The organism is Actinotalea sp. C106 (assembly GCF_023630195.1).
GTDB lineage: Bacteria > Actinomycetota > Actinomycetes > Actinomycetales > Cellulomonadaceae > Actinotalea.
Window position 1 is genome coordinate 1 of sequence record NZ_JALPKN010000146.1, and the last position, 7,903, is coordinate 7,903.

Here is a 7,903-nt window from a genome sequence, read left to right on the forward strand (position 1 = left end):
GAGCCCGACGCCCGCGGGCTCGCGGCCGTGCTGGCCGCAGGGAACCCCGCGCCGTGGTCCGGAGGGGTGCACGTGCCGTCGAGCAGCGGCCTCGCGCCCGCCTGGGTCGTCACGGCGTCCCCCGAGCTCTACCTGCGGCTCGAGGACGGGGTGGTGACCTCGGGCCCGATCAAGGGCACCGCACCCACCGCGGCAGGGCTCACCGACAAGGACCGCGCCGAGAACGTGATGATCGCGGACATGGTGCGCAACGACCTGCAACGGGTCTCGCACCCGGGCACGGTCGAGGTGACTTCCCTGCTGGCCCTCGAGCAGCACCCCGGCCTGGTCCACCTGGTCACCACGGTGCAGGGAGAGCTGCTCGACGGCCACGGCGACTGGCCTGCGCTCCTCGACGCGACGTACCCGCCGGCCTCGGTCTCGGGAGCGCCGAAGTCCGCCGCCCTCGGCGTGATCGCCGACCTCGAGCCGGTGGCCCGTGGCCCGTACTGCGGCGCGGTCGGGTGGATCGACGCGGACGAGGGGAGGGCAGAGCTCGCCGTGGGCATCCGCACCTTCTGGTGGACGTCCGAGTTCGGGGGGGTGCTCCGGTTCGGCACCGGGGCGGGCATCACCTGGGGGAGCGACCCCGCGGGCGAGTGGGCCGAGACCGAGCTCAAGGCCCGGCGCCTCGTGGATCTGGCGAGCCGCGGTGGTGCGCGGTCCGGGTGACGGGCAGGATCGGGAGGACGGCCCGCGCGTGGGTCGGCGAGGAGAGGTGGGGGTATGCAGGACGTGCTGGTGTGGGTGGACGGCCGGCTGCGCGGGACCGGGGACGAGGCGCTCAGCGCGGTCGATCACGGGATCACCGTGGGGGACGGGGTCTTCGAGACGTGCGGCGTGGTGAACGCCACACCCTTCGCGCTGACCCGGCACCTGGACCGGCTCGTCCGCTCGGCGCACGGGCTGGGGCTGTCGACCCCGGATCTCGACCTCGTCCGCACGGGCGTCGCGGAGGTCCTCGTCGCGGCCCCCGAAGCGACGAGGCTGCGCATCACCGTGACCGCGGGGCCCGGGCCCCTGGGCTCAGCCCGTGGCGACGGCCCGCAGACGGTCGTGGTCGCCGCCGGGCCCGGTGCTCGGCCGACCGCCGGGAAGGTCGCGCGCGTGCCCTGGACCAGGAACGAGCGCTCGGCGGTCGCGGGCCTCAAGACGACGTCCTACGCGGAGAACGTGGTCGCGCTGGCCGCTGCGGTCCGGGCCGGGGCGGACGAGGCGTTGCTCGCGAACACCGTGGGTGAGCTGTGCGAGGGCACGGGCAGCAACGTGTTCGTCGAGATCGGGGGCGAGGTGCTCACCCCTGCGCTCTCGAGCGGGTGCCTGGCCGGGATCACGCGCGCCCTGGTCCTGGAGTGGGGGAGGGAGGCCGGGCTGCCCGTGCGCGAGGCAGGGCCCGGAGAGCTGCCCTACGCCGTCATCGACGAGGTGGTGGCGGGCTCGGCGCACCTGGCCCTGTCCGGGTCGGTCCGTACCGCGGTGCCGGTGGTGGCCGTCGACGGCCACGAGGTGTCGCCCGGGCCCCTGTCCGAGCAGCTGTGCGCCGTGTACGCCGACCGCGCCGCGCAGGACCTCGACCCCTGAGAGCCAGGCGCCTCAGGCGTCCAGCAGGCTCACGATGAGCGCGGAGATCTCGTTCTCCATGCGGGCGCTCTCGTTGCCGAAGGGGACCACGGAGACGGTCGCGTTGAGGAACCTCACGAAGGACTCGGCCGGTCCGGCGAGCAGGGCGTCGCCCTCGACCCCGCTGAGCGCCACCAAGAGGTACGAGGGGTCCTCGTCCCGCCAGATCCGGACGTCGCCCGTGCCCGCCGGGGCCGAGGCGTCGGAGAGGAGGCCGTGGGCGATGAGCTCGCGGCCGATGAGCCAGGTCGAGGTCGAGTGCGCTCCGGTGAAGGCGATGCGCACGGTGTACGGGTCGCTCGCATCGAAGCTCAGCTCTGCACTGATCGGCAGGACGCTCGCGTCGGAGAGGACCAGATGCATGGGGACGACCTCGCAGGCGTCCCGAACGGGTCCGGTCATCATCACCCCTCTCTCCAATGTCGTCCGCGGTCCGGTGACAGCCTCCACATGGTGCTCGCTCGACCCCTCCGAGCGCCAGGTTTCGGCAAACGGCTGTGGATTCGGTAGCATCCTCACCACGTCGTGCGAGCGAGTCCTCTCGCCAGCACTACGGGCGATTGGCTCAGTGGTAGAGCGCCTCGTTCACACCGAGGAGGTCACTGGTTCGAACCCAGTATCGCCCACCTTGTGGGTGTTTGAAGATCCGCCGAACGGGGGTTCGGTGAGGTCTTGCCCCGTATGACTGATCATGACACCGCAGGTCAGTTCGCCTGACCCGGGACGTTAGACCCTTCGCACCCGCCCCCAGTGGCCGGCCGCAGGTCACCCGTCTGGAGCAGTCCCGGGTTCGTGACGTCTTGCACCTCGGACAGGCCGGGCGTCGGTAGCATCGGTGCGCCGCCCCAACCGAGGAGAACCACCTGTGTCCCAGATCACCCTGACCGTCGACGGCGTCGAGCGCAGCGTCGGTCGCGAGACCACCGGTGCCGCCCTGTTCGGCGAGCGCCGCGAGGTCGTCGTCGTGCGCGTCGACGGCGAGCTGTGGGACCTCGACCGGGAGCTCCCCGAGGGCGCGACGGTCGAGGCGGTGACCATCGACTCACCTGACGGCCTCGACGTCCTGCGTCACTCGGCCGCGCACGTGCTCGCCCAGGCCGTGCAGCAGGTCAACCCCGCGGCCCGGCTCGGCATCGGCCCGCCGATCACGGACGGCTTCTACTACGACTTCGACGTCGAGACCCCCTTCACCCCCGAGGACCTCAAGGCCCTCGAGAAGACCATGCAGCGCATCGTCAAGGAGGGGCAGACCTTCCGGCGTCGCGAGGTGTCCGAGGACGAGGCCCGCGCCGAGCTCGCGGCCGAGCCGTACAAGCTCGAGCTCATCGGGCTCAAGGGGACCGCCGAGGAGGCTGGCGAGGGTGCCTCGGTCGAGGTCGGGCTCGGCAGCCTGACCATCTACCAGAACCTGCGTCGCGACGGCACGGTGGCATGGCAGGACCTCTGCCGCGGACCGCACCTGCCGAGTACCCGCCTGATCGCCAACGGGTTCCAGCTCACCCGCTCGGCCGCCGCGTACTGGCGTGGCTCGGAGAAGAACCCCCAGCTGCAGCGCGTCTACGGCACGGCCTGGCCGACCAAGGACGAGCTGCGCGCCCACCTCGACAGGCTGGCCGAGGCCGAGCGCCGCGACCACCGACGTCTGGGGGCCGAGCTCGACCTGTTCTCCTTCCCGGACGAGCTCGGCTCGGGCCTGCCGGTCTTCCACCCCAAGGGCGGCACGATCCGTCGCGTCATGGAGGACTACTCGCGCCGCAAGCACGAGGAGGCGGGCTACTCCTTCGTCAACACCCCGCACATCACCAAGTCGCGGCTCTACGAGGTCTCCGGCCACCTCGACTGGTACGCCGACGGCATGTACCCCCCGATGCACATCGACGCCGAGGTCGACGACGACGGCGTGGTGCGCAAGCCTGGGCAGGACTACTACCTCAAGCCGATGAACTGCCCGATGCACAACCTGATCTTCGGGTCACGCGGACGCTCGTACCGCGAGCTGCCCCTGCGGCTCTTCGAGTTCGGCAGCGTCTACCGCTACGAGAAGTCCGGGGTCATCCACGGCCTGACCCGTGTGCGGGGCATGACCCAGGACGACGCACACATCTACTGCACCCGCGAGCAGATGAAGGACGAGCTGACCACGACGCTGCAGTTCGTGCTCGACCTTCTCAAGGACTACGGCCTGGACGACTTCTACCTCGAGCTCTCCACCCGCAACCCGGACAAGTCCGTCGGCAGCGAGGAGATCTGGGAGGAGGCCACGCGCACCCTCGCGGAGGTCGGTCAGGCCTCGGGGCTCGAGCTGGTCCCGGACCCGGGCGGCGCGGCCTTCTACGGTCCCAAGATCTCGGTCCAGGCCAAGGACGCGATCGGCCGCACCTGGCAGATGTCGACCATCCAGCTCGACTTCAACCTGCCCGAGCGCTTCGAGCTCGAGTACACGGCCTCGGACGGCTCGCGGCAGCGCCCGGTCATGATCCACCGGGCCCTGTTCGGCTCGATCGAGCGGTTCTTCGGGGTGCTCACCGAGCACTACGCGGGTGCCTTCCCCGCCTGGCTCGCGCCGGTCCAGGTGCTCGCGGTCCCTGTCGCGGAACCCTTCAACGACTACCTGAGCGACGTCGTCGGGCGCCTGCGTGCCCAGGGGATCCGCGCCGAGCTCGACCTCTCGGACGACAGGTTCGGCAAGAAGATCCGCACGGCCAGCACCCAGAAGGTGCCCTTCGTCCTCATCGCCGGCGGTGAGGACGTCGAGGCCGGCGCGGTCTCCTTCCGGTACCGCGACGGCCGTCAGGAGAACGGCGTCCCGGTCGACGAGGCGATCGCCCGCGTGGTGGCCGCGGTGGCCGACCGGGTGCAGGTCTGAACGTGGACGAGCACGACGGCGGCCTCGAGGACCCCGCGTCGCTGCCGGGCACCCCGGACGGCTTCGAGCGGTTGTGGACCCCGCACCGGATGGCCTACATCACCGGCCAGGACAAGCCTGCCGACGACGGTGCGGGGGAGTGCCCCTTCTGCCGTGCCCAGGACCGACCCGACGAGGACGGGCTGGTCGTGGCGCGCGGGGAGCGCGCCTTCGTCGTGCTCAACCTCTACCCGTACAACCCGGGCCACCTCATGGTGCTGCCGTACCGCCACGTCGCCGACTACACCGATCTGGACCTCGCCGAGACCCACGAGGTCGCGGCCCTGACCCGCACGGCGATGAGGGTGCTCCGCGCCATCTCCGCACCGCACGGCTTCAACATCGGGCTGAACCAGGGCCCGGTGGCCGGGGCGGGGATGGCCGCGCACCTGCACCAGCACGTGGTGCCCCGCTGGGGCGGGGACGCGAACTTCCTGCCGATCATCGGACGGACCAAGGCCCTGCCCGAGCTCCTCGGTGACACGTGGGCACGGCTCGCCACGGCCTGGCCCGAGGGCATGGCCGGCAGCCGCCCGGAGGAGACGTGCTGAGCCGGTTGCGCGGCGTCGTCGGGCGTGCCCTGGACCCGCTCGCCGCGGCCCTGCTGCGTGCGGGGCTGTCCCCCGACGTCGTGACCGTGGTGGGCACCCTGGGCGTCGTCCTCGCGGCGCTCGTGCTCTACCCGCAGGGTCACCTCCTGGCCGGCACCCTGGTGATCACGGTCTTCGTGCTGAGCGACCTGCTGGACGGGGCGATGGCTCGCCGGTCCGGACGGGCCGGGCCGTGGGGGGCCTTCCTCGACTCGACGCTGGACCGCTTCGGTGACGCGGCGATCTTCAGCGGGCTCGTGCTCTACTTCGGCGGACGGGGTGAGGACCCGCTGATCGCTGGTCTCGCGCTGGCCTGCCTGGTCCTCGGGTCGATCGTGCCCTACGCCCGGGCCCGTGCCGAGGGCCTCGGTCTGACCGCGAACGTCGGCATCGCCGAGCGCGCCGACCGGCTGGCGGCAGTCCTGGTCGCGACCGGGGTCGTCGGGCTCGGCGCTCCGACCGCGGTGCTCACGGTCGTCCTCGGCCTGCTCGCCGTCGCGAGCCTGGTGACGGTGGTGCAGCGGATGGCGACGGTCCGTCGCCAGATCATGCGGGCGGTGCCATGAGCGGGACGGGGCCGACGGGCCAGGGACGAACAGTGGTCGACGGGTTGCGCAGCAGGCTCGACCCGGCGCGGCTCCTGCTCGCCGGGTGGCACCTGGCCGGGCGCCTGCCCGAGGACCTCGTGCGCGGGGCGATGCAGGTGGCGGCCGACGTGACCTGGCTGCGCCGCACCGAGGGGGTGCGCCGGCTCGAGCGCAACCTGGCCCGTGCACGACCCGAGGCCGACGACGTCGAGCTGCGGCGGCTCAGCCGAGCCGGCATGCGGACGTATCTGAGGTACTACGGCGAGGCCTTCACGCTGGGGCGGCTCAGCCGCGAGCAGGTGTCCGCGCGGGTCCGCGCCGAGGGGGCAGAGGCCGTCCGTGCCGAGACCGAGGCCGGCCGGTCGGTCGTCCTGGCCCTGGCGCACCAGGGCAACTGGGACCTCGCCGGGGCGTGGGCCACGGTCCACCTCGCCCCGGTCACCACGGTGGCCGAGCGGCTCGAGCCCGCCGAGGTCTTCGAGGAGTTCGTGCGGCTCCGCGAGGGCATCGGCCTGACGATCATCCCGCTCGACGCGGGTCGTGAGGTCTTCCGGGACCTCGTCCGTGCGGTGCGCGCCGGGGGCACCCTCGTGCCGCTGCTCGCCGACCGCGATCTCACCTCACGAGGTGTGGAGGTCGAGCTCCTGGGGGAGGCCGCCCGGGTCGCCGCCGGTCCCGCGGCCCTGGCCGCGAGCACCGGCTCCGTGCTGGTCCCCACGACGATCCGCCACGAACGGCTGCGGGGCGCCCGACGCCGCGCGGCCGGGGCACGCTGGGGCATCGTCATCCGCTTCCACCCGCCGATCCCGCCCGAGGCGGGGGTCCCGCGCTCGGTCCAGGTCGAGCAGCTCACCGAGCAGTGGGTCGCAGCACTCTCGCGTGACATCGCCGAGGACCCGACGCACTGGCACATGCTCCAGAAGGTCTTCGTCGCCGACCTGGACCCGGACCGACTGGCGAGGCAGCGATGACCGAGCCGCTGCGCATCGGCCTCGTGTGCCCGTACTCCTTCGACGTGCCGGGCGGGGTCCAGTTCCACGTCAGAGATCTGGCCGAGGCCCTCCAGGAGCTCGGGCACACCGTCTCCGTCCTGGCCCCGGCCGACGACGACACCCCCATCCCCGACTACATGACCGCCGCAGGCCGTGCGGTGCCGGTGCGCTACAACGGGGCCGTCGCGCGGATGACCTTCGGTCCGTTGAGCGCGACGCGGGTCCGCCGGTGGCTCGCCGACGGCGACTTCGACATCCTCCACCTGCACGAGCCGGTCACACCGAGCCTCGGGATGCTCGCCCTGTGGATCGCCTCCGGGCCGATCGTCGCGACCTTCCACACCGCGCTCATCCGCTCGCGGCCCCTGCAGATGGCCTACCCGATCGTGCGCCAGAGCCTGGAGAAGATCTCGGCGCGGATCGCGGTCTCGGAGGACGCACGGCGCACCCTCGTCGAGCACATGGGCGGGGATGCGGTGGTGATCCCCAACGGGGTGTACGTCGACCAGTTCGCGCGGGCCGTGCCCGACGAGCGTTGGCGCGGGACCCCCGAGGCGCCGACCGTCGCCTTCCTCGGTCGCCTCGACGAGTCCCGCAAGGGCCTGCCCGTCCTGGTGGGTGCGGTGCGCGCGGTGCTCGCCGAGCACCCCGGGGCCCGGTTCCTCGTCGCCGGGCGGGGAGAGACCGGCGCGGCCGAGGCCCGTGAGGCCCTCGGCGAGGCCGCGAGCTCGGTCGAGTTCCTCGGCGGGATCAGCGACGAGGAGAAGGCCGCCCTGCTCCGGTCGGTCGACGTCTACGTGGGCCCTCAGACGGGCGGCGAGAGCTTCGGCATCGTCCTGGTGGAGGCCATGAGCGCGGGGGCGACCGTCGTCGCGAGCGACCTCGGCGCCTTCCGCCGGGTGCTCGACGAGGGGGAGGCCGGCGTCCTCTTCCGCACGGGCGACAGCGCCGACCTCGCCCGCACGATCAACACGGTGCTGGCCGACCCCGAGCTGCGGCGACGGATCTCCGAGCACGCCTCGGCCGTGGTGCGCCGCTACGACTGGTCCACCGTGACCCACCAGGTGCTGACCGTCTACGAGATGGCCCTCGCGGGGGCGTCGCCGCGCGAGCGTGTCCGCGAGGACCCGCGATCGCGCCGGGGCGCGGCCGCCCGGCTCGGCACCTGGG

The 7,903-nt window shown here is 72.5% G+C and carries 8 protein-coding genes and 1 tRNA gene; 8 read left to right on the forward strand and 1 reads right to left on the reverse strand.

Annotated features, from left to right (window positions below; translation table 11 throughout):
- On the forward strand, nucleotides 1–711 hold a 711-nt coding region (locus L0B03_RS10800; protein WP_250445802.1), incomplete at its 5' end, for a chorismate-binding protein.
- Nucleotides 712–765: 54 nt separating this feature from the next.
- Nucleotides 766–1,620 carry an aminotransferase class IV gene (locus L0B03_RS10805; protein ID WP_250445803.1) on the forward strand — a complete coding sequence of 285 codons (855 nt, stop codon included), beginning with the start codon at nucleotides 766–768 and terminating at the stop codon, nucleotides 1,618–1,620.
- A gap of 12 nt (nucleotides 1,621–1,632) precedes the next feature.
- Here L0B03_RS10805 and L0B03_RS10810 read toward each other — a convergent pair whose 3' ends face one another.
- On the reverse strand, nucleotides 1,633–2,022 hold the full coding sequence (locus L0B03_RS10810) for an SsgA family sporulation/cell division regulator (protein ID WP_250445804.1): 390 nt from the start codon (nucleotides 2,020–2,022) through the stop codon (nucleotides 1,633–1,635).
- Between the two features lie 191 nt (nucleotides 2,023–2,213).
- Between L0B03_RS10810 and L0B03_RS10815 the strand changes: the two genes are divergently transcribed.
- From L0B03_RS10815 to L0B03_RS10840, 6 genes are all read left to right on the forward strand, one after another.
- Nucleotides 2,214–2,285: transfer RNA gene (locus tag L0B03_RS10815), tRNA-Val, on the forward strand.
- A gap of 239 nt (nucleotides 2,286–2,524) precedes the next feature.
- Nucleotides 2,525–4,525: a threonine--tRNA ligase gene (thrS, locus tag L0B03_RS10820; RefSeq protein ID WP_250445805.1), complete on the forward strand. Its 2,001-nt coding sequence runs from the start codon at nucleotides 2,525–2,527 to the stop codon at nucleotides 4,523–4,525.
- 2 nt (nucleotides 4,526–4,527) lie between these two features.
- Nucleotides 4,528–5,115, forward strand: a complete 588-nt coding sequence (locus L0B03_RS10825; protein ID WP_250445806.1) for an HIT domain-containing protein — start codon at nucleotides 4,528–4,530, stop codon at nucleotides 5,113–5,115.
- The gene (pgsA, locus tag L0B03_RS10830) at nucleotides 5,109–5,720 is read left to right on the forward strand and encodes a phosphatidylinositol phosphate synthase (RefSeq protein ID WP_250445807.1); all 612 of its coding nucleotides are present in this window, start codon (nucleotides 5,109–5,111) and stop codon (nucleotides 5,718–5,720) included. Before L0B03_RS10825 ends, pgsA begins: the two co-directional genes overlap by 7 nt.
- Nucleotides 5,717–6,712 carry a phosphatidylinositol mannoside acyltransferase gene (locus L0B03_RS10835; protein ID WP_250445808.1) on the forward strand — a complete coding sequence of 332 codons (996 nt, stop codon included), beginning with the start codon at nucleotides 5,717–5,719 and terminating at the stop codon, nucleotides 6,710–6,712. Before pgsA ends, L0B03_RS10835 begins: the two co-directional genes overlap by 4 nt.
- The coding region (locus L0B03_RS10840; protein WP_374204938.1) for a glycosyltransferase family 4 protein at nucleotides 6,709–7,903 on the forward strand (1,195 nt) is incomplete at its 3' end. The genes L0B03_RS10835 and L0B03_RS10840, both read left to right, overlap by 4 nt.